A 24394-nucleotide genomic window follows, 5' to 3' on the forward strand; every position below is an offset into this window, starting at 1 on the left:
ATGCTGAAACATATACCGGAGACATACGAAATTATTGGCAAAATAGGATCTGGAAAAAGTGGTGATGTGTATAAGGCGTATCATAAAAACCTGCGTACTTATGTTGTGCTGAAAAAGGTAAAAACAGAGCTTCGAAATCTTGTAAACAATCGTGCAGAAGTAGATGTACTGAAAAATCTGCGTCATTCCGGGCTTCCTCAGGTCTATGACTTTCTGGAAGTGGACGGAGATGTGTATACTGTTATGACTTTTGTAGAGGGAAACAGTTTTGGACAGTATCTGGACAGCGGCAGAGAATTTGAAGAAAAATCTGTGATCATCTGGGCGAGACAGATCTGTGCCACGCTTTGCTATATGCATGAACAGAAGCCACCGATCGTACACGGGGATCTGAAACCGGAGAACATCATGCTGCGGCCGGATGGAAATATCTGCCTGATCGATTTTAATATTTCTGCCAGTCTGGATGGCGGTGATGCCTGGGTGACCGGATATACGAATGGATATGCGGCACCGGAGCAGATCGAAGCCATGCGGTATAACCAGAATGAACTGGATTCGTCCCACTGGAAAAAAGCAGATCCACGCTCGGATCTGTACAGCCTTGGGGCTACGCTCTATCATCTGCTCTGTGGAAAGAAACCGGCGGTGGATGAAGACGGCTATGCAGAAGATATTCAGGATATGGGGCGAAAGGTCAATACAGTTTTTGCAGCGATCATCATGAAGTGTCTGGAACCGAATCCGGATAACCGTTATCAGAGAGCAAGAGAACTGCTGAGTGATCTGGAACATATGTCTCTTAAAGAAAAAAGATATAAACGTCTGGTACTGAATCAGAAGATTATTACCGCTTCTGTGGCATGCCTGATGCTGCTCTGTGCAGCGATTGCAGTCATGGGATATTTAAGGATAGGGACAGATACCCGGAAAGAATATGACAATCTGGTATCGCAGGAGAAGCAGTATCTTGCGGAAGGCGACTATGAAAAAATGGAAGTCTGCTATCAGAAAGCATCAGATCTGATGCCGGACAGTCTGGATGCATATTACCAGAAGGCACTTTCCTGCAGCCAGAGACAGCAGTATGGTGAATGCATTGATTTTATCAATTCCAAAATCCTTGGAAATGAGAAGATCGCGAATCGCGAGGAAGATTTAAATAATGTCTATTATCTCCTGGGGGATTGTTATGCGAAGCAGGAAGATTATGCAAATGCCTGTGCAAGCTATGAGAAGGCGCTTCAGATTGCCCCGGATAATGGCAGTTATTACAGAGATTATGCAATTGCGCTTGCCTGTAGTGGAAATATAGAAGAAGCCAAAAACATTCTCAGTTCAGCAAAAGAAAAAGGACTGGATTCTGTTGAAGCAGATTATGTGCAGGGAGAGATCCTTTTTAATATGGAAGATTATTTAGAAGCGCGACAGATTTTTGAGGCATGCATTGACAAAACAGAAGATTCCTATGTGAAAATGCGTGCGTATATAATGACAGCAAGATGCATTGACAAGATGGAGAGCGGCACGACAGGAACACAGGAAAAGATTCGTCTGTTGGAAGAGGCAGAACAGGAACTTTCCGGAGATGGAAATATCGGAGTGCTGGAAGAACTTGCACAGGCTTATTGCGATGCAGGCGCAGAAGGCGATGATACTTATTATCAAAAAGCAATTGAAATATTTAAGCAGATAGAAAAGCAGGGAATGAGTGATTACGATACGGAATATAATCTCGCAGTCTTATATCAGAATGTAGGTGATTATTCCAATGCAGCGGAAACATTGGATAACATCCTTAAGACGTATGGGGAGGATTACCGTACATATAAGAGCCTTGCTTATCTGGAAGCTTCCAAACAGAATTCACTGGCGGTTGACCTCAGAAATTACAGCAAATTTGGAGAATATTATAAGAAAGCAGATGAGTTATATCAGAAAGAGTCTGCTTCCAATGCAAATGATGCGGATATGGAGCGACTCCAGGAACTTTACCAACAGGCAGTAGATAACGGATGGCTGTAATCTGAGAAATCAGGACAAAAGGCAGGGAGAGAAATGATAGTAGGAAAAATGATGTTTGCAGGAGGTCTGGCGGGAGTGATCTGTTGTATGGTTGCATTGCTGGTACTTCCGAGAATTTTTGAAAAGCAGAGAAAAAAGCTTCTGGAAAAACTGGAAGAGGAAATATGAGAAAGGAGAGAGAAAGATGAAAAAGAGTAAAAGAGTTCTGGCAATCATCGTATGCTGTATACTTGTTATTGCATCGTGCAGTGTAGTGTATGCCGGCGGAATTCGACTCAACAAGTCTAAAGTTCAGTTATATGCAGGCGGGAAAACAACGATAACAGCTGTTGGAGGAAATTCAAAAGTAACATGGACTTCCAGTAATTCTAAGATTGCCAGTGTGAGCTCACGTGGGAAAAGAGCTGTGGTAACCGCCAGAAAACCTGGGAAAGCTGTGATAACAGCTAAATATGGAAAGAAAAAACTTAAATGTACTGTGACAGTAAAGAAAGCCAAAACAGTCATAAATAAGAGTACTCTTAAAGGAACTTGGGAAGTTGATGTGCCGATGACAGTGAAAGTAAATAAAACTTCTATACGCTGGATCTATGGTTCGGCATTTTACTATGGAAATGCAATGAAATTTGCAAACAATGGAAGCTTTCTGTATTATGTCGGAGCCGGAAATGGTGGAAAAGGAAGCTATAAAATTGGCAGCAACAGTATCACTTACAGTGTAAGAACTTATGAAGAAGGCAGCCTGGAAAAAGGAACGATCAAGGTCATTAAAGGGAAGAATATACGCTTGATGACGAGATATGATATTTATAAGATTTACTGGAAGAAGAAATAAAAGTTGGATTTTGCTTCAAATCGAGAGTGTAAAATAAAGTGTGTAAGTTACTGGTAACAAAACTTACGCACTTTATTTTTTTATGTAATAGGAGCGTGCCCAGCAAAGCTGGGGCACACCAGTCGGTGAAAGTCCGACTATGGTAATCACCAGTGAGCCATATAGTCAAATCCGGTGCGTTGTAGTAATACAGGGTACTAAGCGGATGGGTAATGTAGCTTCATAAGAAGTGCTAACAATCATGCAGACCGCAACATAAAGTGAATCCTTCCGTATCGTAAATAAAACTTCTCTCAAAAGAGGAGAAAAGAGGAAGTCGAGCCTTGTCCTATTGGGCGACGACCATGGAAATTGGGAAGAAACTGGAAAAGCACCAACGAAAATCCTCCGGTATATGGGGAACGGTATGTATGAAAGGTGTGCCCCGGAACTGGGGAGACTCTACTTATCACCAGACAGGTAAAGAAGAACCGTATAAGTAGAAGACGAAATCGGATTCTTGATAAGAGGGAGTCGGAGAGGAACATAGTACCAAAGACAGTTATGAAACAAAACATAGCCAAGGGAAGGTTCCTTACTTCATTCAAGTTTGTAGAGAGGGTAAGTGTGAGAGAATGTCATGAAGACTAATAACTCCAAAGAAAAAGTACGACAACTTCAAAACAAACTATATCTAACAGCCAAGAAATGCCAAAAACGAAGATTCCATGCGTTATATGATAAGGTATATCGGGACGATGTGCTGATTGAAGCATGGAAAAGAGTAAAAGCCAATAAAGGTTCCAGTGGAGTTGATGGTATCAGAATAGAAGATATAGAAAAGATGGGAATCGAGAAGTATCTAAAAGAACTCAAAAAAGAACTGATAGAGGGAAAGTATATCCCATCTCCAGTGAAAAGAGTGATGATACCAAAACCAGATGGAAGTGAAAGACCACTTGGGATACCGACAGTAAGAGACCGGATTGTACAAATGGCAGCAAAGATAGCCATAGAACCGGTATTTGAAGCTGATTTCAGAGAATGTTCATATGGATTCCGACCAAAAAGAAGTGCAAAACAAGCACTGGAAGTAGTAAGGAAAGCATGTAATAACAAAGGCTACTATGTTGTGGATGCAGATATAGAAAAGTTCTTTGATAATGTAAACCAAGACAAGCTGATGATACTGATAGAACAACGCATATCAGACCGAAGAATACTGAAGCTGATAAGACAGTGGATGAGGTCTGGGATTTTGTACGGAAGTATACTGACGATTTCAGAACTCGGAACAAGTCAGGGGTCAGTCATTTCACCACTACTGGCAAATATATATTTAAACACACTGGATAGACTATGGGAAAAGTATGGACGTACCCATGGGATTCTTGTAAGATACGCAGACAATACAGTAATAATCTGTAAAAACAAGAAAAGTGTGAATCATGCACAAAGCCTGTTGCAATATATCATGGGAAAGCTGGACTTAAGATTACATCCAGTAAAAACGAAAATAGTAAACATGTGGGACGGAACAGAAGGATTCGACTTTCTTGGACTGCACCACAGGAGATTTTTAAAAATAAATAAGAAAGGGAACCGATATGGAGAGACATATCAATACCCAAGCAAGAAAGCCATGAAGAAAATGAAGCGGACTGTCAAAGAGAGTATAAATCAGAGATACCTGTTGGTAAAAACAGAAGAAGAATTGATAAAAGTTCTAAATCCTAAAATAACAGGATGGAGAAACTATTATAAAACAAGGAATGACAGAAAGTGGATGCGGGCAATAGACTGGTATATTTTATGTACATTTTGCAGATGGAATAATAAGAAACGTCAGCAGACGCGAAAACTAAAAGGACTGTATGCAACTAAGATACGATTACAGGAAAAAGGCTTACAACTAATGGAGGCATGACGTAATGCTGTAGAAAGAAGAATGTCGGAAAGCCGGATGAGGGAAAACCTCACGTACGGTTTGATGAGGGGAAAGAGGGCAAAAACCCTCTGACCTACTTTACAATTACTCTGTAATGTTCCTATTACATAAAAACGCTCCGCGAGGATGCGACCAGATGCATGAGGAATATGTCTGCTGAAGCAGACTGCATCTGGCACGCAAAGCGGAACAAGTCCCTCAAAGATTGAGGAATTCAGGGAGTTTGAAGCGGACTTGTCCGCTTTGTTATATATGCGGGAAGAGCTGCTGGGCTTCATTTATCATTTGGGTAAGTATCTTTGATTTTGGGTGGCTGATAATGATATAGCGCTTCATAGGATTCCAGCTCATCCTCATTTACCGGGCCTGACGGAATCAGCCCAGTACAGTCCTGGGTAGATGCTGCATTTGAGAGAAAATCATAAGAATCAGTGACCTCCTGGTTCGTAGGAGTCTTTGGTTTTGTAGAAGAATTTTTTGACATAAATAACCTCCATGGTATACAAATTCAGACTTAAAAAAGTCTTGAAGATTAGTATATCCGGGAGGTTGTTTTTTTATTATGGTATTTCACGGTTGTCAAAAATTGTTTTAAATAGTGCAATTAGTTCTGGTAAAAAGAAAAGTTCCCTGGATACATATTGATGGTGTCTGGGGACTTTTTACTGTGCATCGGATGGTTTGACAGCTTCGTTACTGTGCCATTCCCTGCGGAATTTTAAAGGAGTACATCCTTCGTGCTTTTTGAAGAGATTAATGTAATGACTTACCTGATGAAACCCACAGGAATATGCAATTTCTTCGATCGTTAGGTCTTCATATTTTAAAAGTGTTTTGGAGTGATTCAGCCGGGTGACAATCAGATATTCATTAGGTGGCATACCGATGTATTTTTTGAATTCGCGGGCAAGGTGATATTTGCTGACACCTGCTGCGATGGCGAGCGACTCAAGGGATAAGGGCTCCTGAAAATGCTGATCGATTGCCTTTAAAACTGTTTTCAGGTATGTAGGCATAAATCCCAGACTGAGATTTTCAGTGTCATTTTCAATCAGAATACGCGTCAGTATATTAATGATTAGACATGACGAGAGTATTTCTGAATGAATATCTTTTCGCTGTGTAATAGAAAGAATTCTGCGCATGGTACTTTCCATAAAAAACGGATCAAGAGAATCCAGAATATGAAAATTACTCCGCATAAATTCTTCATAATAGCCGAGTGCTGAGGGACCATTAAAATGAAGCCACAGAAATTCCCAGTTCTGTTTTTGCAGACATTCATAGTGATGGTGTTCCATACAGTTTATGTATGCGGTGGTTCCCGGATGCAGAGAATACTGACTCCCGTGATATTTCAGTAATCCCTTACCACGAAGTGTGTAGATGATAAGGAAACTGTTCAGGTTTTCTCTTTCAGTGAAATAGGGGGAGGAAGTACAGAAATCCCCTGCTTCCTGCACATAGAAAAAAGTCTGACGCGCTCTGGGCGTAGCTGTATTAATAAAACGAATCGAATCATCACTCCAAGTCAGATCCAGCTTTTCCATATATTTATGAGTCGATATATTTTGCATAAAAACTCCTTCAATTATGTAGCAAGATATTGATATTTTGCGCCAATATAAACTAATGTAGTTTAGATTATATCAGCTTATAATAAGCATGTAAACGAAAAGAAACAAGATAAATTGAGAACAAGATATTTATATAAGGAGTATGCGAAATGAGCGGATTGACAAAAATCAAACCACCGAAAAAAGCACGCATCGGACTTTACAGTGCGGGATTAAATACATATTGGGGACAGTTTGAAGGATTGTATGACTGCCTCATGGGGTATAACAGATTTATTGAGAAAAGACTCAGCGAATGGGGCGAAGTGTTCAATTTCGGAATGGTAGATACAGAGGAAAAAGGACGCGAAGCAGGTGAATTTTTCAATAAGAATAATGTTGATATTGTATTCTCACATGCGGCAACCTATTACGCAAGTGCAACAGTACTTCCTGTTCATCAGATCAACAATGCGCCTGTTATTATATTAAATCTGCAGCCGACTGCGGAAATGGCATATGATACTACCGGCACAGACCGATGGCTGGCACAGTGTGTCGGATGTTCCATTCCGGAAATTTCCAATGCCTTTAATCGTGCGGGAATTACGTTTCGTGCAGTAAATGGACTTCTTGGTCTTACAGAAACACCTGATTTTGCAAAGGCAGATGAAGTAACCTGTGAAAGACCGGAAGCGGTCAGAGCATGGAAACAAATTGAGGAATGGTGCAGGGCAGCGGCTGTGAAACGGAATCTCCAGTGGGCAAGATTTGGTTTCCTTGGTGGTTATTACAGCGGCATGCTTGATATGTACAGTGATTTTACAATGCTTCAGGCACAAACAGGAATTGATATTGAAGTCCTTGAAATGAGTGACCTTGACGCATATCTCAAAACAGTCACAGAAGAGGAAGTACAGGAAAAACTGAAAGAAATTCAGGATTTCTTCGAAATTTCCGGAGATTCACCATCGGATCCTATTGCAAAGAAACCAACCGAAGAGCAGCTTACATGGTCTGCAAAGGTGGCAATTGCACAGGAAAAGATGGTCAGGGAGAGAAATCTGGACAGTGTTTCCTATTATTACCATGGTCGTGATGATTATCTGGAAGAAGTGCAGAGTGGTTTTATTGTAGGATTCTCGCTTTTAAATGCACAGGGGATAGCGTGTGCCGGTGAAGGTGATATAAAAACAGCTCTGGCAATGAAAATTGCAGATATCTGTGGAACTGGAGGAAGTTTCTGTGAGATCGTTGCAGCTGATTTTAACAGGGATACAATGATTCTTGGACATGATGGTCCGTTCCATTTTGCAATATCAAAAGGAAAACCTATTTTGCGTGGAATGGGAGTTTACCATGGAAAGCGAGGAAGCGGAGTTTCTGTAGAAGCGAAGGTAAGGCCGGGAGCAGTAACAACTCTGGGAGTAACGCAGACAGGAGATGGAAGATTAAAGTTCAACATTAGTGAAGGTGAAGCAATTGATGCACCAATCTTGTTGAATGGAAACACTTCCACTCATATTCGGTTCAGTCAGAAACCGGCTGAGTACATGGACCGGTGGTTCCAGGAAGCACCGACGCATCATCTGGCACTCTCGGTCGGACATAACGCTGAGCTTTTTAAGAAAATAGCTGAGCTTATGGATATTCCATATGCAATATATTAAAGACATACTTACACGAGCGTGTTTAAGTATAAAATTTATAATTTCATTTTAAAGGAGGAAAAAGAAATGAATAAAAAAGTGATCAGTGCACTTCTTTGCGGAGCAATGGTTCTGGGAACAGTATCCCCTGTATTTGCGGCAGGTGCAGCAGAGGGAAAAACTTTTGCAATCGTTACAAAGGCAGCAGGTAATCCGTACAATGAAAAAGAGGCACAGGGATTCAAAGAAGTCATTGAAGCAGAAGGTGGCACAGCCATTATAAAACATCCAGAGACAGCAACTGCAGACGCGCAGATTTCTGTAATCCAGTCTCTGATTTCTCAGCAGGTAGATGGAATCTGTATTGCAGGTAATGACGAAAATGCACTTCAGGCAGCACTGGAAGATGCAATGAATGAAGGAATCAAAGTATCCTGCCTTGATGCAAAAGTAAACCCGGATAGCCGTATGACCTTTGTAAATCAGGCTGGTGTAACAGAAATCGGTGAAGCACTTATGGATGCGGTACTTGATATTTCCGGTGGAGAAGGACAGTGGGCAATTGTATCTGCAACTTCTCAGGCGACAAACCAGAATGCCTGGATCGAAGCTATGAAAGAAGTAATGAAAGATGATAAATACAGTAAGCTGGAGCTTGTAGAGGTGGCATATGGTGATGATGAACCACAGAAATCTACAGACGTTACACAGGCTCTGCTTCAGACATATCCTGATCTGAAAGTAATCTGTGCGCCGACAACTGTTGGTATTGCAGCAGCAGCTAAGGTTCTGCAGGACAATGGTTCTTCATGCAAACTGACTGGTCTTGGTCTTCCATCTGAAATGTCTGAATACATCGGAGATGATGATGCACATTCCTGCCCGTATATGTTCCTTTGGAATCCAGAAGATGTAGGTCGTCTGGGAGCTTATACATCTATTGCACTTGTAAATGAAGAAATTACAGGAGCTGTTGGGGATAAATTCACAGCAGGAGATCTTGGCGATTACGAAGTTACAGAAGCTTCCGATGGTGGTACAGAAGTTATTCTTGGATCTCCATTCAAATTTGATCCATCCAATATCGAAGAATGGAAAGATGTTTATTAATCAGGCGCTAATTACAAATTAATAGAACCCTTGGAAACAGGACTGCTGTACTGCTACATACGGCAGTCCTAAAAACTTTGCAGAAAAATATTGGAGGGGCGAAAATGATAAAAGCATTCAAAATGAAATTATATGAAGGACAGGAAGCGGAGTATGAAAGAAGACATAATCTGCTCTGGCCGGAAATGAAAGATATGATACATGAATATGGCGGCAAGAACTATTCTATTTTTCTGGACAAAGGGACGCTTACTTTATTTGGATATATAGAGGTTGAAGATGAAAAGCGATGGAGTGAGAGTGCGGATACAGAAATCAATCGCAAATGGTGGGATTTCATGGCTGATATTATGGAAACAAATCCAGATAACAGTCCGGTGTGCATAGATCTTCATACGGTTTTTCATCTGGATTAAAAAAATATCTTCAAAATTTAACATAAACAATCAATTCTGAACATTGACGATTCCCACCTTTTTATGTCAAAATAAGTATAACGGACGAAGTAGGACTGCCGGGCGTGAAACACCGCCTGGTTTTCCGTGTTTACAAGAGAAATAGAGGGAGGAAAGAAAATGGTAAAGAAAAGAAAATGCGGCGTGCTGCTTCCAATCAGCAGCCTGCCTTCAAAATATGGAATCGGATGTTTTGACAAAAAAGCATATGAATTTGTAGATGCACTGAAGGCTGCCGGCCAGAGTTACTGGCAGATCCTGCCGCTGGGGCCGACCAGCTATGGAGATTCTCCATACCAGTCCTTCTCCACTTTTGCTGGAAATCCATATTTTATCAGCCTGGAAGAGCTGATAAAAGAAGGGGTTCTCACCAAAAAAGAATGTGACAGTGTTGATTTTGGAGATAATGAGTCAAGTGTTGACTATGCAAAATTATACGAAGGCCGTATGATTCTTCTTCGAAAAGCATATGAAAGAAGCAATATTTATATGGATCCAGAATTCCGTAAGTTCCAGGAAGAAGAGGCATGGTGGCTGAAAGATTATGCACTCTTTATGGCAGTGAAGAAGCGTTTCGGCGGTGTACAGTGGAGTGAATGGGCAGAGGATATCCGCCTTCGCTGGCAGAATGCACTGGATTATTACAGAGAAGAAATGTATTTCGAAATTGAATTTCAGGAATATATGCAGTTTAAATTCCGCCAGCAGTGGATGAAACTGAAAGCTTATGCCAATGAAAAAGGAATCCAGATCATTGGTGATATTCCAATCTATGTAGCAATGGACAGTGCGGATACCTGGGCAAACCCATGGCTCTTCAAACTCGATGAGAAGAATTGCCCGACACAGGTGGCCGGATGCCCTCCGGATGGATTTTCCGCGACTGGTCAGCTCTGGGGAAACCCGCTGTATAACTGGGAAGTGCATCGCAACTCCGGATATGAATGGTGGATCAAACGAATTGCCAATTGTTTCCGTCTGTATGATGTTGTAAGGATTGATCATTTCCGTGGATTTGATGAATACTATGCAATTCCTTATGGCGATGCGACAGCAGAAAACGGATGGTGGGAAAAAGGACCTGGAATCGATCTGTTCCGTGCAATTTCCGCAAGTCTTGGTGACAGGGAGATCATCGCAGAAGACCTTGGATATATGACAGACAGTGTTAAGAGACTGGTAGAAGAGAGTGGCTATCCGAATATGAAGGTTATTGAGTTTGCCTTTGATGAGCGTGATACCGGAAATGCCAGTGACTACCTGCCACACAACTATCCAAGAAACTGCGTTGTTTATACGGGAACACATGATAATGAAACACTGCTTTCCTGGCTGGAGGATATCACTCCGGCAGAGAGACGGCAGGTGCGTAAATATCTGAATAATTTCAAGGACTCCGGTAAGGAACTGTGTGACGACCTGATCTGTCTGGTAATGCAGAGTGTTGCGAATCTCTGTATCGTGCCGATGCAGGATTATCTGGGACTCGATAATTCCGCACGAATGAATCAGCCATCCACACTTGGAAAGAACTGGAAGTGGAGATTAAAAGAAGGACAGTTCACGGCAGAACTTCAGAAAGAAATGCTGGAACTGGCAACACGCTACGGAAGAAGATAATAAAGATCATTCAAGAACGTCAGGCAACTGGCGTTCTTTTTTCTTCTGTAAATGATACAGATGACAATAAAATTATACTATGCTAAAATGAGCACAGAAGATTGTAGCTATTCGGAAACGAGGAATAATAGAATGAAAAAATCCATAGAAAAAATAACATATTGTTTTGTAATAATAGCTGCATTGTTTGTATCATTTGTGTCATTTGTTGAGCCTCTTGTTATGAAAGATATAAATATAACAAAAGTAATACTGGTGTTGCTATGCTATGCAGCAGTATTTGCAGGAAGCCTGACACTGTTCCGGCGATTATCGGAGAGAACACTGTACTACCTGACCATAGCAGGGATATTCGCAGCGGTTATTGTGCAGACATATATTGTTTTTCATATGCGACTGGTTCCGGAAGTGGATCTGAATCATATTTATGATTATTGTGTAGATATGGTGGAGACAGGGAAAATCAGTTTTGGCGAATCGAAGTACTTTGCTTATAATACAAATAATATTCCACTGGCAATCGTAATCTACTATGTATTCCGTATGGCAGCATTTACAGGTATGGATTACCGGATTGCGGCTGGATTGTTTAATGTGCTGTTGATCCTTGTTATGTATGTATCTGCATTCCTTATTTTAAAAAAAGTTACTACGATTCGAACAACCGCGGTATATATGGTATTACTTCTTACGAATCCTTCTTTTTACGCATACGCGTCTTATTATTATACTGATACGATATCAGCCGGACTGGTTATGGCCGGTGTAGGTTTTATTATTTACGGCTGTTACAAGAAAAAAAATCACTGGAAGATGATACACTTTCTTGTTGCCGGATTTCTGATCGGGTTTGCAACCTGCATTCGTGTAACCAGCATTTTTATAGTACTTGCGGCTGGCGTCTGGATCTTGCTGAATAAGTATTGGAAAAAGTTACTTACATTTGGGATTCCACTGGTATGTGGTCTGCTGATTTTTCAGTTGGCATGGGGTGGAGTATATCGTTACCATGTAGACATGGATACTTATGATTCGGCGATTACGATTGAGCATTTTCTGATGATGGGAAGCCATGGCAATGGAACGTACAATGTAAAAGATATGAGGTTTACACGCAGTTTTCCGACACATGAAGAAAAAGTGGAAAATAATAAAAAGGTCTATCTTGAACATCTTCGTGAGAATGGAGTGCTGGGGAATCTGAAGCTTGCCATAAAGAAAGAAGCAATTGTATGGGGAATCGGTACACATGGATATACTCAATACACAAAAAATGTAGTGGAAAAAACAACCTGCTATGACTGGCTCGTTGGTAAAAAATCCGGTTTGTTCAGAACATATATGCAGGCTTACAATATAGTATTGTATGTTCTGATCCTGTCTGGCGTGTGTTGCACATTTCGTAAGAAAAAAACAGACAAATACAGCTGGATCCTGGCAATCTACTGGTGTGGTGCGCTTGTCTTTTATATTTTCTGGGAGGCGCATCCGAGGCAGTCAGTAAGTATATTGCCTTTATTGACTATGCTGGCTGTTCCATGGATAGAAAGAAGTTGTATTGTCCGTGATTAAGATTTATACTTAAGATATTTTCAGAAGATTAAAGGAGTAATTCTCATGCAGACAGCCAAAGATTATTTGCATGTTTTTCTTGATATGGGCGATGCACTGTTAAACAGCGGTGCAGAGATCTTCCGGGTGGAGGATACACTGAATCGAATGGGCTATGCCTGTGGTGCTACTCAGATGAATGTTTTTGTGATCACATCCAGTATTGTCATTACGATGGAATTTCCGGGAGACGGAGCGCGTACACAGACTCGCCGGGTACGGGAAGATGGCGGAAATGATTTTACCAAGCTGGAGCAGTTAAATGACTTGAGTCGTCGTTTTTGCAGGCAGCCTGTTTCTGCCACAGAACTTCGAAAAGAATTTGATAAGATCAATGCAGACAGACCAAAGCCACTCTGGAAACTTTTTGGAAGCCTTCTGGCGGCCAGTAGTTTTGCACTTTTTTATGGTGGAAGTATTTCGGATGCGATTGCGGCAGGACTTGGGGCTGTTTTGATCTGGGCATTACAGCAATATTTTCGACCAGTGTGTATGAATGAAGTGACGTTTCAGTTTGCTGCTTCTTTTCTGACAGGATGTGTTATTTGTGGACTTGTTTTGCTTTGCCCGTTCCTTCATATGGATAAGATTATGATTGGGGACATTATGCTTTTGATTCCAGGTCTTATGTCAACAAATGCTATCCGGGATGTGCTGATTGGTGATACACTTTCCGGAATTATCCGTCTGATTGCGGCATTGCTTCTGGCGGCCGCACTGGCACTTGGATTTATGGGGGCAATTCTTCTGTTTAGGAGGCTGGGGCTTTGAACACAACAATTGTAATACAGCTGATTACCGGAGCCCTTGGTTCCGTGGGATTTGGAATTCTCTTCCATATGAAAAAGAAATACCTGCCTTTGGCAGCAGCTGGTGGATTTATAAGCTGGATGGTGTTTCTTCTCGGAAAAGGACTTCGGGGAAATGTCTTTCTTCCGTCATTGCTGGCAGGCTTTATTGTAGATGTGTATGCGGAAATTCTTGCAAGAATCTGTAAAGAAACGTCTACATCCTTTTTTGTAACTTCTGTTATTCCGTTGATTCCCGGAAGTACACTTTATTACTGCATGAATAGTATAGTGGAAGGGAACACGGTACAGGCACTGGAATATGGAAGGGATACTTTTCTCTTTGCATTTGGAATTGCAGCGGGAATGAGTATTGCGTGGGCAATCTGCTATTTCCTCAGAAGTATAAAGAAGAAATAGAATCAGGGCTGCGGTCACTGTCAGGTGATTGCGGCCCTGTAAATTTATAATATTATTCAGCAAGATAATAAACAGAAGAGTATGGCGGCAGGGTCAGGACGATCTTGCCGTCTTTTATTGCCTTTGTGGCACTTTTACGTTTCTGGGTTCCGCCATAAACAGTGAGATTGCTGTTCAAGAGTTCTTTTAATTTCTGTGCATCAGAAATGTGCAGTTCATATACCTGTTCCTGGTCGGAAAAGTTAAAAAGAGAAATCATACGCTCTTTTTTGCTGCAGCGTTCAAATACATAGATGCAGCATCCTTCCTGATGGCAGTCGATCCACTGGAAACCATCTGCTTCATAATCTTTTTCCCAGAAAGCAGAGTGTTCCAGATACAATTTATTCAGGTCTTTCATGAAACGGGCGAATCCAGCATGAAGTGGATAATCCAGAAGCATCCAGTCCTGCTCGCGTTTTTCATCCCATTCACGGAACTGGCCGATTTCATTTCCCATGAAATTCAGCTTTTTGCCCGGATGCGCATACATGTACATATACAGAGAACGCGCCTGTGGAAATTTGTATTCATAGTCGCCGCTCATTTTCTGCATGATCGTTGCTTTGCCGTGAACAACTTCATCGTGAGACAGCGGGAGCAGGAAACGGGCATCATAGTAGTACATCATGGAGAATGTCAGTTTGTGATAGTTTTCCGGGCGGTATTCCGGCGCGGTACGGAAGTAATTCAGCGTATCGTTCATCCATCCCATATCCCATTTATAATCAAAACCAAGGCCGCCCTGATCGACCGGATCGGTTACTTTTGGGAAAGAAGTGGAATCTTCGGCTGCAAGAATCACAGAAGGATGCATGCACTTCAGTCCCTGATTCATATACTGCAGGAATTCTACAGCATTGAGGTTGACGCCTCTTGCCGGATCGCCCTGCCAGTAGATGGCACGGCTGATCGCATCCATACGGATACCATCCATATGGAATTCTCTGATCCAGTAGTTTGCACAGGACTGCAGGAAGCTTCGGGTCTCGCCGCGGGAATGCATGAAGTTGCAGCTTCCCCATTCACTGACACCAACCGCAGAGTTCGGATATTCATAAAGTGCGGTTCCATCGTAATTCGCAAGGCCATAAGCATCTACAGCAAAATGAACCGGAACAAAATCCATCAATACGCCGATGTTATGTTTGTGACAGGCATCGATGAAGGCCTTCAGCTGATCAGCTGTTCCGTATCGGGAAGTCGGACTGAAAAAACCGGTTGCCTGATAGCCCCAGGATTCATCACATGGATATTCATTCAGAGGCATGATCTCCAGATAGTTATAGCCATTTTTGACCAGATATGGAATCAGAATATCAATCATTTCTTCATAGTTATACCAGTCATCTGCTTTGTCAGAAGGCTTGCGAAAAGAACCAAAATGAATTTCGTAAATGTTCAACGGTTTTTTTCGGCAGTCGCTGCGGCTTTGCAACCACTGGCTGTCTTTGAATTTGTATTTTGACATGTCACGAATGATAGAGGCACTGCTTGGGCGAAGCTCCATGCCAAATCCATACGGATCGCAATGATCGACTGGATTACCGTTACGGTCATAAATCTTATATTTGTACATCTGACCGGCTTTTGCCTGTGGAACATAGCATTCCCAGAAATTACCGTCAGAAACTTTGTTCATTTCCCATTCCTGCCAGTCATTGAAGTCCCCGATCAGAGTGATGCGGGAGGCTGAAGGTGCAAAAGTACGAAAAGTTACGCCTTTTTCTTCAACATGGGCGCCGAGATATTTATAAGCGTCAAAAATTTTTCCTGTATAAAATCCATAAAAATCCATCATATTCTCCTTGTAGATAATAGACATTAGTTGCTTTTTTGAGTATACTAAAAGGTAAAAGTGCGGAGCAATCCGCAGGTATTATAGTTACTTTATACTAAAGAAACAGGGGGATTGTCCACCGACGATTTGGCATAAGCGGTGGATAACCGACGATTTATAAAATCTGTCGGAAAAAGGAGAACAGGAAACATGGATATCAGAATAGAAAAAACAGAGAGAGCAATCCGAAATGCATTTCTGGAATTGCGTGCAGCGAAGCCACTGGAGAAAATTACGGTGAAAGAGCTGTGCAGCCTGGCATGCATCAATAAATCAACTTTTTACAGTCATTATGAGGATATTTATGCACTTTCACAGATGCTGGAGTCAGAGACGATCACGACAGTGATCAAAAATATTTCCAGTCAGCAGGAATCACCGTTTAAAGATCCGGATGTGTTCACAAGAAATTTATATATGGCTCTGGTATCGAATCATTCACTGATCAATATTTTGTTTTCCGGAACAGAAAAAAGTCATCTAGGTGACTGTCTGGAAACAGAATTGAAACGGCTGATCGTGGAAAAATATCCGCAGTATGAGACTGATCCGGAGAAAGATATCATGCTTTCCTTCTGTATTCAGGGATGCTTTCATGCGTATCTGAATAATCAGAAAAATGATCTGGATACACTGATCCATGTCAGTGAGACGATCGTGCGAAAACTGGCCCCTTTGTATATAGAAGAAAGAAGAGAACATGAATGAAAAAACTGGTTATTGGAATTCTGGCACATGTAGATGCCGGAAAGACAACTCTGTCAGAAGAACTTCTGTATCTGTGCGGTGAGATCCGAAAGATTGGCCGTGTAGATCATGGAGATGCTTTTCTTGACACATATGAACTGGAAAAAGAACGAGGGATTACGATTTTTTCCAAGCAAGCGTTGCTAAAAACAGAAAATATGGAAGTGACGCTTTTGGATACACCGGGACATGTGGATTTTTCAGCTGAAATGGAACGTACGCTGCAGGTCCTCGATTATGCGATTCTGGTGATCAATGGAATGGACGGTGTGCAGAGCCATACGATGACTTTGTGGAGACTTCTGGAGCGATATCAGATTCCGATATTCCTGTTTGTCAATAAGATGGATCAGCAGGGAACAGATCACGATGCATTGCTGAATGATCTGAAGCAGCATCTTCATGAAAATTGTGTGGATTTTGGGAGAACACAGGATACAGATTACGGAATGTATGAACTTACTCCAGAGCAGCTGGAAAACATTGCGGTCTGTGAGGAAGACCTTCTGGAAACATACCTGGAAACAGACATCGTCGAAGACCGTGATATTGTACGACTGATCGTACAGCGAAAAATCTTCCCGTGTTATTTTGGTTCTGCACTTAAAGAAAAAGGCGTTAAGGATTTCTGGAATGGTGTACAGCAATATACAGCAGAACCAGAGCGTCCGACAGAATTTGGCGCAAAAGTATTCAAGATCGCCAGAGATGAACAGGGAAATCGTCTTACGTATATGAAAATCACAGGAGGCAGTCTTAAAGTAAAGACACTGCTTTCTTCAAATTCAAACGGACAGATTCTGCCGGGGCGTAAAGCAGAAGAGGCTGCCTGGGAAGAAAAGGCAGATCAGATTCGTCTGTACTCCGGAGCAAAATATGAACTGACACCGGAAGCAGAAGCCGGAACGGTCTGTGCGGTGACAGGACTTACGAGAACCTATCCGGGAGAGGGACTGGGAATTGAACGGGAATCAGAACTTCCGGTTCTGGAACCTGTCCTGAATTACCAGATTATCCTTCCGGATGACTGTGATCCACATCAGATGCTCCAAAAGCTGCGTCAGTTGGAAGAGGAAGAACCGCAGCTTCATATTCTCTGGGACAGTCAGCTGGCGGAAATTCATGCACAGCTGATGGGCGAAGTGCAGATTGAGATTCTGAAAAAAATGATCTGGGATCGTTTTCATGTGGCTGTGGAATTTGGTGCTGGAAGTATTGTTTATAAAGAAACGGTTGCAGAGCCGGTAGAAGGTGTGGGACATTTTGAACCGCTCCGTCATTATGCAGAAGTACATCTTCTGATCGAACCGGGGGAACCAGGAAGCGGATGCCAGTTCTTTACTGCATGCAGTGAGGATGTACTTGCACGAAACTGGCAGAGACTGATTCTGACGCATCTTGAAGAAAAGGAGCATATTGGTGTATTGACTGGATCGCCACTGACTGATGTGCAGATTACGATTCTTACCGGAAGGGCACATGCGAAACATACGGAGGGTGGTGACTTCCGACAGGCAACTTACCGTGCGGTACGTCAGGGACTTCGCAAAGCAAGAAATATTCTTCTGGAACCGTATTATGAATTCCGACTGGAAGTACCGGCAGAGATGATAGGACGAGCAATGGCAGATGTCCAGAAGATGCAGGGAACGTTTGATGCACCGGAGGTAGAGGGCGAAACTGCAATTCTCAAAGGGACTGCGGCTGTCGCTCAGATGCGGGATTACCAGAAAGAAGTGGTTTCCTACACACATGGAACAGGAAAACTTTTTTGCAGCCTTAAAGGATATGCACCATGTAAGAATCAGGATGAAGTGATACAGAATATTGGATATGATCCGGAAGCGGATCTGGAAAATCCGACAGGATCTGTATTTTGCGCGCATGGAGCTGGTTTTGTTGTTCCCTGGGATCAGGTAGAAGCTTATATGCATCTGCAAAGTGGTGTGGATATGGATGAACTGGACAGTGAAAGCTGGTATGAGGATGTGGAAAGTGCGCAAAATCCGGGTACAGCGGTGGATAACGCAAACATTTCCAGAAATATCAGTGGAAAAAACGGAAAGTTTTCTTACAGCGGAAGCTATGAAGAAGAGGAAGAACTGCAGGCTATTTTTGAACGTACTTTTGGGCCGATGAAGCGTGACCGTACTGCTTTCCAGAAAAAGACCGTACACAGTTCGACGCCGGCTACCCGTTACAGAGCAAGGAAACCGCGACAGGAAGAATATCTGCTGGTGGATGGATACAATATCATCTTTTCCTGGGAAGAACTGAATGAACTTGCAAAGGAAAATATTCATGCTGCATGCGACAAATTGATGGATATCTTAAGTAACTATCAGGGGTATCGTAAATGTACGCTGATTCTTGTTTTTGATGCCTACAAAGTGGAGGGACATGTGGAAGAAATCATTCCGTATCATAATATCTATGTGGTTTACACGAAAGAGGCCGAGACAGCAGACCAGTATATTGAAAAGACGGTCCACAGGATCGGCAGACAGTATCAGGTAACGGTTGCGACTTCTGATGGGCTGGAACAGGTCATCATTATGGGACAGGGCGCCCACAGAATCTCTGCACAGGGATTGAAGAAAGAGATAGAAGATACGGAAAAAACTGCCAGAGAAGAATGGCATCAGCGCAGACAGAGCAGCAAAACGTATCTGTTTGATCATATGTCAGAGGAGATGCAGGAGCAAATGGAAAAAATCCGTCTGGGAGAAAATAAATGATCTATTTATATAAAAGAAACAAAACAGGAATCTGCATTGACCGTGTATATGGATACGATACGATCGTAGAACTTCCGGATATGCTGGAAGGCTTTCCGGTGACGGAGTTGGGCGCGTATATTTTTTCGGACCATATCGATTCGACAGAATTAAAAATGATGCAGGAAAAAGAAAATTTTTGCACAGAGAACGGCAGGGCGACACGACCTGAGGATGATATGCCGCAAGCTGCGGGAAATCGTGTAGAAGAAATCCGTCTTCCACGTCAGCTCAGGAAGATTGGCCGGTATGCTTTTTATAACTGTTTTCATCTTAAGAAGCTTACGTTCTATGGAAAAATGCAGGACCTGGGTGCAGGAGCACTTACCGGCTGCCACAGGATGGAACAGATTGCGGTGGAGACCGATGAAAAGGGAGAATCCAGTTTACGGGATTTCCTGACAGAGCTTCCGGAGACACTATGCGTTGACATAACGATAGATGGGGAATATGGAAGGTTCTGGTTTCCGGAATTTTTTGAAGAAGGTGTGGAAAACACGCCTGCCAGGATCCTGGAAAATCATGTGCATGGAAGCGGAATTCGTTATCGAAACAGTTTCGTACATAAAAAGATCAATACGTTGGAATACGACCGGCTATTTCCATATGCAGTTGCCTGGGAACAGGAGCGGATCGTATTGAATCTGGCACTGGACCGAATTCTTTATCCGGTAAGCATGACAGATGAGGCAAAAGAAAAGTATCTCATATATATAAAGGAACACATACAGCAGGCAATAAGGCTTCTGGGAGAACAGAAAGCATATGATTCCATGCAGCGTATCCTGAGGAAACTTGCGCCAGATCGGGCAGAAACAGAAAAGATGCTTGAAACGGCACAGAGTGCGAATGATTCCAGATGTGTCAGCATTTTAATGAATGAACTACAGAAACATGGAAGAAAACAGAGAAAGGCATTTGAACTGTGAAAAAAGAGTACAGGGGCAAATTTGGAAATTTTGTTCACGAAGAGAGAAAAAAAGAAGAAGAAACTTTGGAAATCTGCGAGGACATTCTGAAAAACTCCAGAAATGAGATGGCTGTTGCCATGCGTTTTCTCCAAAGTGCATTCGGGGCACTGCGTCCGACTGTTTCGGGTGAGACAGATGTTATGGGAACTGACGGGAAACTGCTTTTTGCTTCGCCGACATGGCTTTTGAATACATTTATACAAAACAAAGTATGGATCAATCGTATGTATCTGCATGAACTGCTTCATTGTCTGTTTTGTCATCTCTGGAATCGCAAAGTAAAAGAAGAAAGTGATCAGAGACTCTGGAACCTGGCGGCAGATATTGCAGTAGAGAATGTCATGGATGACCTTTATGAGAAAGCGGTCTATATCCGACCGAACAGTTTCCGAAGAGAAAAGTACCGCCAGTGGAAGGAAAAAAAGAACGTTCTTACAGCCGATGCGATGTTTTATCTGTTGATGGAATGCGAAGAAAACGAGATTATCCGATTGGAGCAGGAATTCAGGCGTGACGATCATCATTTCTGGTATACACCGCAGAATCGCAGTGGAATGGCGAGTCACCAGAAAGAATGGGAAGAGATGCGACGCAAGATGCAGACGGAGATTGAACTTTTTTCAAAAGAAGCGGCAGGTGATTCTCCGGGACTTGTGGAGCATTTACAGGCAGAGAACCGGAAGCGTTATGACTACCGGGAGTTTCTGCGGAAGTTTTCGGTTCTAAAAGAAGAGATGCAGGTGGATATGGATTCCTTTGATCCGATCTACTATAATCTGGGATTGGAATTATATGGAAATATGCCTCTGATCGAGCCTTTGGAAACAAAAGAGATGAAGAAAATCGAAGACTTTGTGATTGTTTTGGATACATCGATGTCCTGTAACGGCAGCCTGATCCGTCGTTTTCTGGAGGAAACGTACAGTGTGCTGTCTGAGTCGGAGAGCTTTTTCCGTAAGATTCAGGTACATATCATTCAGTGTGATGAAAAGATTCAGGATGATCAGGTGATTCATGATCAGCGGGAGATGGAGGCGTATCTCCAGGACTTTACAATCCGGGGATTTGGCGGGACAGATTTTCGTCCGGCATTTGCCTATGTGGATCAGCTTCTGAAAATGGGCAGCTTTCAGCGGCTGCGAGGACTTCTGTACTTTACAGATGGATATGGGATGTTCCCGGCGAAGATGCCGCCGTATGATACGGCATTCATTTTTATGAAAGATGATTATCGGGATGTGGATGTGCCGCCATGGGCGATCAAGTTGATACTGGATACCAAGGCACTGGAAAGAGAGAGGACAGCAGAGCATTATGAATATTAAACAGGCAAAACAGGAAATCATAGATACTGTACAGGCGTATCTTCTGAAAAACGAGTATGATGAATATGTGATACCACGGGTACATCAGAGACCGGTACTTCTTCTGGGAGCACCGGGAATCGGAAAGACACAGATCATGGAACAGGCAGCCAGAGAGTGTGGTGTGGCACTGGTCGCTTATACGATCACACATCACACTAGACAGAGTGCGATCGGTCTTCCATTTATCTCTAAGAAAGAATATGGAGGCAGGGAATATTCAGCGACAGAGTACACGATGAGTGAGATTGTGGCGAGCATTTATGACCGTATGAGAGAAACCGGACTTACCGAGGGAATTCTGTTTATCGATGAGATTAACTGTGTTTCAGAGACACTGGCTCCGGCGATGCTGCAGTTTCTGCAGTGCAAAACTTTTGGAAATCATGAAATTCCAAAAGGCTGGGTGATCGTAGCAGCAGGTAACCCACCGGAATACAACAAATCCGTCCGTGATTTTGATGTTGTTACACTGGATCGTGTCAAGAAGATCACAGTAGAACCGGATTATCGTGTCTGGAAAGAATATGCATTCAAAGAAAATATTCATCCTGCAATTCTTTCTTATCTGGAACTTCGAAATAACTGTTTCTATCAGATGGAAACAACGATTGATGGCAAACAGTTTGCAACGCCGCGTGGCTGGGAAGATCTGTCAAGAATCATGGAAGTTTATGAGAAGCTTGACAAGAATATCACGGCAGATGTGGTCGGACAGTATATCCAGCATGAGCGGATTGCAAAGGAATTTGCAGAATATTATGAACTCTATCAGAAATATCAGCAGGATTATCAGATCGCAGAAATCCTGAAAGGACAGCCGTCAGAGGCAATGGTCAAAAAAGTTTCTCATGCGTCATTCGATGAGCGAGTCAGTGTGGTTAACCTGCTATTCTCAGGCGTTCGCCAGGCAGTACGTGATGCTGTTCTTCAGGAAGATGTGCTGGAAAAAGTTTTTGAAGTGCTTAAAAGCCTGAAAGAACCACAGGAAGGTGGAAATCTGGTACAGCGTCTCGGAGATTTTGTGGATAACCTTCGGGCAGAAAGAGAACGTAAGCAGACAGAGGGGCTTCTGGAGCGAAGAGAGGATCGCACGATCCGAAAAGCTGTTGAAGTGCTGGAAGGATATGTGACGCTTCTAAAAAAAGAGCAGACAGAAAACTGGGAAGAAGCCTTTGACATTGTAAAGAATGCTTTCGGAGAATACCGTGCGTCCTGGGATGCTGTCTGGGACGAGTCAGGTTCTACGCTGGAATATGCATTTGATTTTATGGAGGCAGCATTTTATAACAGTCAGGAGATGGTAATTTTCGTATCTGGTATTAATACAGATTATTCCTGCGTTCGTTTCCTGGAAACGTATGAATGTGAACGCTATATCCGCTACAACCGGGATCTGTTGTTTGAAGATGCGAGCCAGGAAATCCGAAGAAGGATAGAAGAACTGTAAAACAGAGAGAACAGTAACCTGTAAACATATGGAACTGTTATCTGTAAGATATAAGGGAAGGAGAAGATTATGAAAAAACAAAGTAAACTTATGACATTTCTGATGTCACTTCTGTTGGCATTTATGCTTGCAGTTCCGGGAAATGCAGTTTCCACGCAGGCAGCAGGACAGGGTGATATGGCTGTACATTTTATTGATGTTGGCCAGGGACTGGCAATCCTCGTCCAGTCAGGAGGAGAAAATCTTCTTTATGATGGTGGAAATCGGGCACATGCGGATGAAGTGGTACAGTATCTGAAAAATCAGCAGGTAGAGACCATTGATTATATGATCTCTTCTCATTATGATGAAGACCACCTGGGTGGACTGGTCAAATGTCTGGATAATTTTGAAGTGGAACATGTGCTGGGTTCTGATTATGTACATACCTCAGATCTGTTTAATACATTTATGAATACTGCTACTGCACATGCGATCATTGTGGAGTATCCGTCTGTCGGAGATACTTATGAGTTTGGAACTGGCAGCTTTACTGTCATGGCGCCGGATGGGATTTCCCAGAACAGCAACGATAACTCGGTAGTCATCCGTCTGGTTAACGGAAACAACAGTTTTATGTTTATGGGAGATGCAGAAGAGACCAGTGAACAGGATATGATCAGTACAGGAATGAATCTGGACTGCGATGTGTTAAGTCTTGGACATCATGGTTCTGCATCTTCGACTTCCTGGGATCTTCTGGAGGCATCTACACCGTCCTGGGCAGTGATCAGCTGCGGACAGGACAATTCTTATGGACATCCAGCTGCATCGACCATGGAAAAACTGAGAGATATGAATATTCCGGTTTATCGTACAGATGCTCAGGGAACAATCATTGCTCTTTCTGATGGAGACACAATAAGCTGGAATCAGGAACCATGTAATGATTATGCGGCGGGAGATGCAAAGCAGCAGAGTGCAAACAGCGATACCTCACAGGCAGCACAGTATTCTTCAGAAGATACTGCTTCTGCACCGGCAGTAGAAACAGAGACACCGGATATTTCTTCTGATACACAGGGACGCACCGTATGGATTTCTGCAACCGGAAGCAAATATCACAGCAGACCGGACTGCGGAAATATGAACCCGGACAAAGCGACACAGGAAACAGAGGCACAGGCACTTTCACAGGGATATGAAGCCTGCAAAAAGTGCTGGTAAAAAA

The 24394-nt window shown here is 42.6% G+C and carries 20 protein-coding genes; 17 read left to right on the plus strand and 3 right to left on the minus strand.

Annotated features, from left to right (window positions below):
• The 4 genes from NQ503_RS03815 (at position 1) to ltrA (ending at position 4766) form a co-directional block, all read left to right on the plus strand.
• Positions 1-2025 (plus strand): serine/threonine-protein kinase, encoded by a 2025-nt coding sequence (locus NQ503_RS03815; protein WP_005422034.1) that lies wholly within the window; start codon positions 1-3, stop codon positions 2023-2025.
• Between the two features lie 33 nt (positions 2026-2058).
• Positions 2059-2193, plus strand: coding sequence for a hypothetical protein (locus NQ503_RS03820; protein WP_005422033.1), 135 nt, complete (start codon positions 2059-2061; stop codon positions 2191-2193).
• Between the two features lie 16 nt (positions 2194-2209).
• A complete protein-coding gene (locus NQ503_RS03825) occupies positions 2210-2860 on the plus strand; it encodes an Ig-like domain-containing protein (protein ID WP_005422032.1) in 651 nt (216 codons plus the stop codon).
• Between the two features lie 619 nt (positions 2861-3479).
• On the plus strand, positions 3480-4766 hold the full coding sequence (ltrA, locus tag NQ503_RS03830; RefSeq protein WP_005422030.1) for a group II intron reverse transcriptase/maturase: 1287 nt from the start codon (positions 3480-3482) through the stop codon (positions 4764-4766).
• 295 nt (positions 4767-5061) lie between these two features.
• Here the strand turns inward: ltrA and NQ503_RS03835 are convergent, their stop codons facing one another.
• Together NQ503_RS03835 and NQ503_RS03840 are read right to left on the minus strand one after the other, a co-directional pair.
• Entirely contained in the window at positions 5062-5271 is a 210-nt protein-coding gene (locus NQ503_RS03835; protein WP_259893392.1) for a hypothetical protein, read from the minus strand.
• A gap of 178 nt (positions 5272-5449) precedes the next feature.
• A complete protein-coding gene (locus tag NQ503_RS03840) occupies positions 5450-6364 on the minus strand; it encodes a helix-turn-helix transcriptional regulator (RefSeq protein WP_005421981.1) in 915 nt (304 codons plus the stop codon).
• Positions 6365-6513: 149 nt separating this feature from the next.
• On the opposite strand from NQ503_RS03840, the gene NQ503_RS03845 reads away from it, so the two are divergent.
• The 7 genes from NQ503_RS03845 to NQ503_RS03875 all read left to right on the plus strand — a co-directional run bounded on the left by NQ503_RS03845 (position 6514) and on the right by NQ503_RS03875 (position 13996).
• Positions 6514-8013 (plus strand): L-fucose/L-arabinose isomerase family protein, encoded by a 1500-nt coding sequence (locus NQ503_RS03845; protein WP_005421982.1) that lies wholly within the window; start codon positions 6514-6516, stop codon positions 8011-8013.
• Positions 8014-8079: 66 nt separating this feature from the next.
• A complete protein-coding gene (locus tag NQ503_RS03850) occupies positions 8080-9102 on the plus strand; it encodes a rhamnose ABC transporter substrate-binding protein (RefSeq protein ID WP_259893394.1) in 1023 nt (340 codons plus the stop codon).
• 104 nt (positions 9103-9206) lie between these two features.
• On the plus strand, positions 9207-9518 hold the full coding sequence (gene rhaM / locus NQ503_RS03855; RefSeq protein ID WP_005421851.1) for an L-rhamnose mutarotase: 312 nt from the start codon (positions 9207-9209) through the stop codon (positions 9516-9518).
• Between the two features lie 159 nt (positions 9519-9677).
• Complete coding sequence (malQ, locus tag NQ503_RS03860) at positions 9678-11177, plus strand: 4-alpha-glucanotransferase (protein ID WP_259893395.1); 1500 nt, start codon at positions 9678-9680, stop codon at positions 11175-11177.
• Positions 11178-11309: 132 nt separating this feature from the next.
• Positions 11310-12749, plus strand: coding sequence for a glycosyltransferase family protein (locus NQ503_RS03865; RefSeq protein WP_044924698.1), 1440 nt, complete (start codon positions 11310-11312; stop codon positions 12747-12749).
• Positions 12750-12794: 45 nt separating this feature from the next.
• Complete coding sequence (locus NQ503_RS03870) at positions 12795-13559, plus strand: threonine/serine exporter family protein (protein ID WP_005421864.1); 765 nt, start codon at positions 12795-12797, stop codon at positions 13557-13559.
• On the plus strand, positions 13556-13996 hold the full coding sequence (locus NQ503_RS03875) for a threonine/serine exporter family protein (protein WP_044924702.1): 441 nt from the start codon (positions 13556-13558) through the stop codon (positions 13994-13996). Before NQ503_RS03870 ends, NQ503_RS03875 begins: the two co-directional genes overlap by 4 nt.
• Before the next feature lie 52 nt (positions 13997-14048).
• Here the strand turns inward: NQ503_RS03875 and glgB are convergent, their stop codons facing one another.
• Positions 14049-15833 carry a 1,4-alpha-glucan branching protein GlgB gene (glgB, locus tag NQ503_RS03880; RefSeq protein WP_044924704.1) on the minus strand — a complete coding sequence of 595 codons (1785 nt, stop codon included), beginning with the start codon at positions 15831-15833 and terminating at the stop codon, positions 14049-14051.
• A gap of 192 nt (positions 15834-16025) precedes the next feature.
• Here glgB and NQ503_RS03885 point away from each other — a divergent pair, with 192 nt between their 5' ends.
• From NQ503_RS03885 to NQ503_RS03910, 6 genes are all read left to right on the plus strand, one after another.
• The gene (locus NQ503_RS03885; protein WP_005421870.1) at positions 16026-16583 is read left to right on the plus strand and encodes a TetR/AcrR family transcriptional regulator; all 558 of its coding nucleotides are present in this window, start codon (positions 16026-16028) and stop codon (positions 16581-16583) included.
• A complete protein-coding gene (locus NQ503_RS03890) occupies positions 16580-19360 on the plus strand; it encodes a translation factor GTPase family protein (RefSeq protein WP_005421871.1) in 2781 nt (926 codons plus the stop codon). Before NQ503_RS03885 ends, NQ503_RS03890 begins: the two co-directional genes overlap by 4 nt.
• On the plus strand, positions 19357-20328 hold the full coding sequence (locus tag NQ503_RS03895; protein ID WP_005421873.1) for a leucine-rich repeat protein: 972 nt from the start codon (positions 19357-19359) through the stop codon (positions 20326-20328). Before NQ503_RS03890 ends, NQ503_RS03895 begins: the two co-directional genes overlap by 4 nt.
• Positions 20325-21695 carry a vWA domain-containing protein gene (locus NQ503_RS03900; RefSeq protein ID WP_044924706.1) on the plus strand — a complete coding sequence of 457 codons (1371 nt, stop codon included), beginning with the start codon at positions 20325-20327 and terminating at the stop codon, positions 21693-21695. The genes NQ503_RS03895 and NQ503_RS03900 overlap by 4 nt, the downstream gene beginning before the upstream one ends.
• On the plus strand, positions 21685-23184 hold the full coding sequence (locus NQ503_RS03905) for an ATP-binding protein (protein ID WP_005421881.1): 1500 nt from the start codon (positions 21685-21687) through the stop codon (positions 23182-23184). The genes NQ503_RS03900 and NQ503_RS03905 overlap by 11 nt, the downstream gene beginning before the upstream one ends.
• A gap of 69 nt (positions 23185-23253) precedes the next feature.
• Positions 23254-24390: a ComEC/Rec2 family competence protein gene (locus tag NQ503_RS03910; protein WP_005421884.1), complete on the plus strand. Its 1137-nt coding sequence runs from the start codon at positions 23254-23256 to the stop codon at positions 24388-24390.
• Positions 24391-24394 lie beyond the last annotated feature (4 nt).

Source organism: Blautia obeum ATCC 29174, assembly GCF_025147765.1.
Lineage (GTDB): Bacteria > Bacillota > Clostridia > Lachnospirales > Lachnospiraceae > Blautia_A > Blautia_A obeum.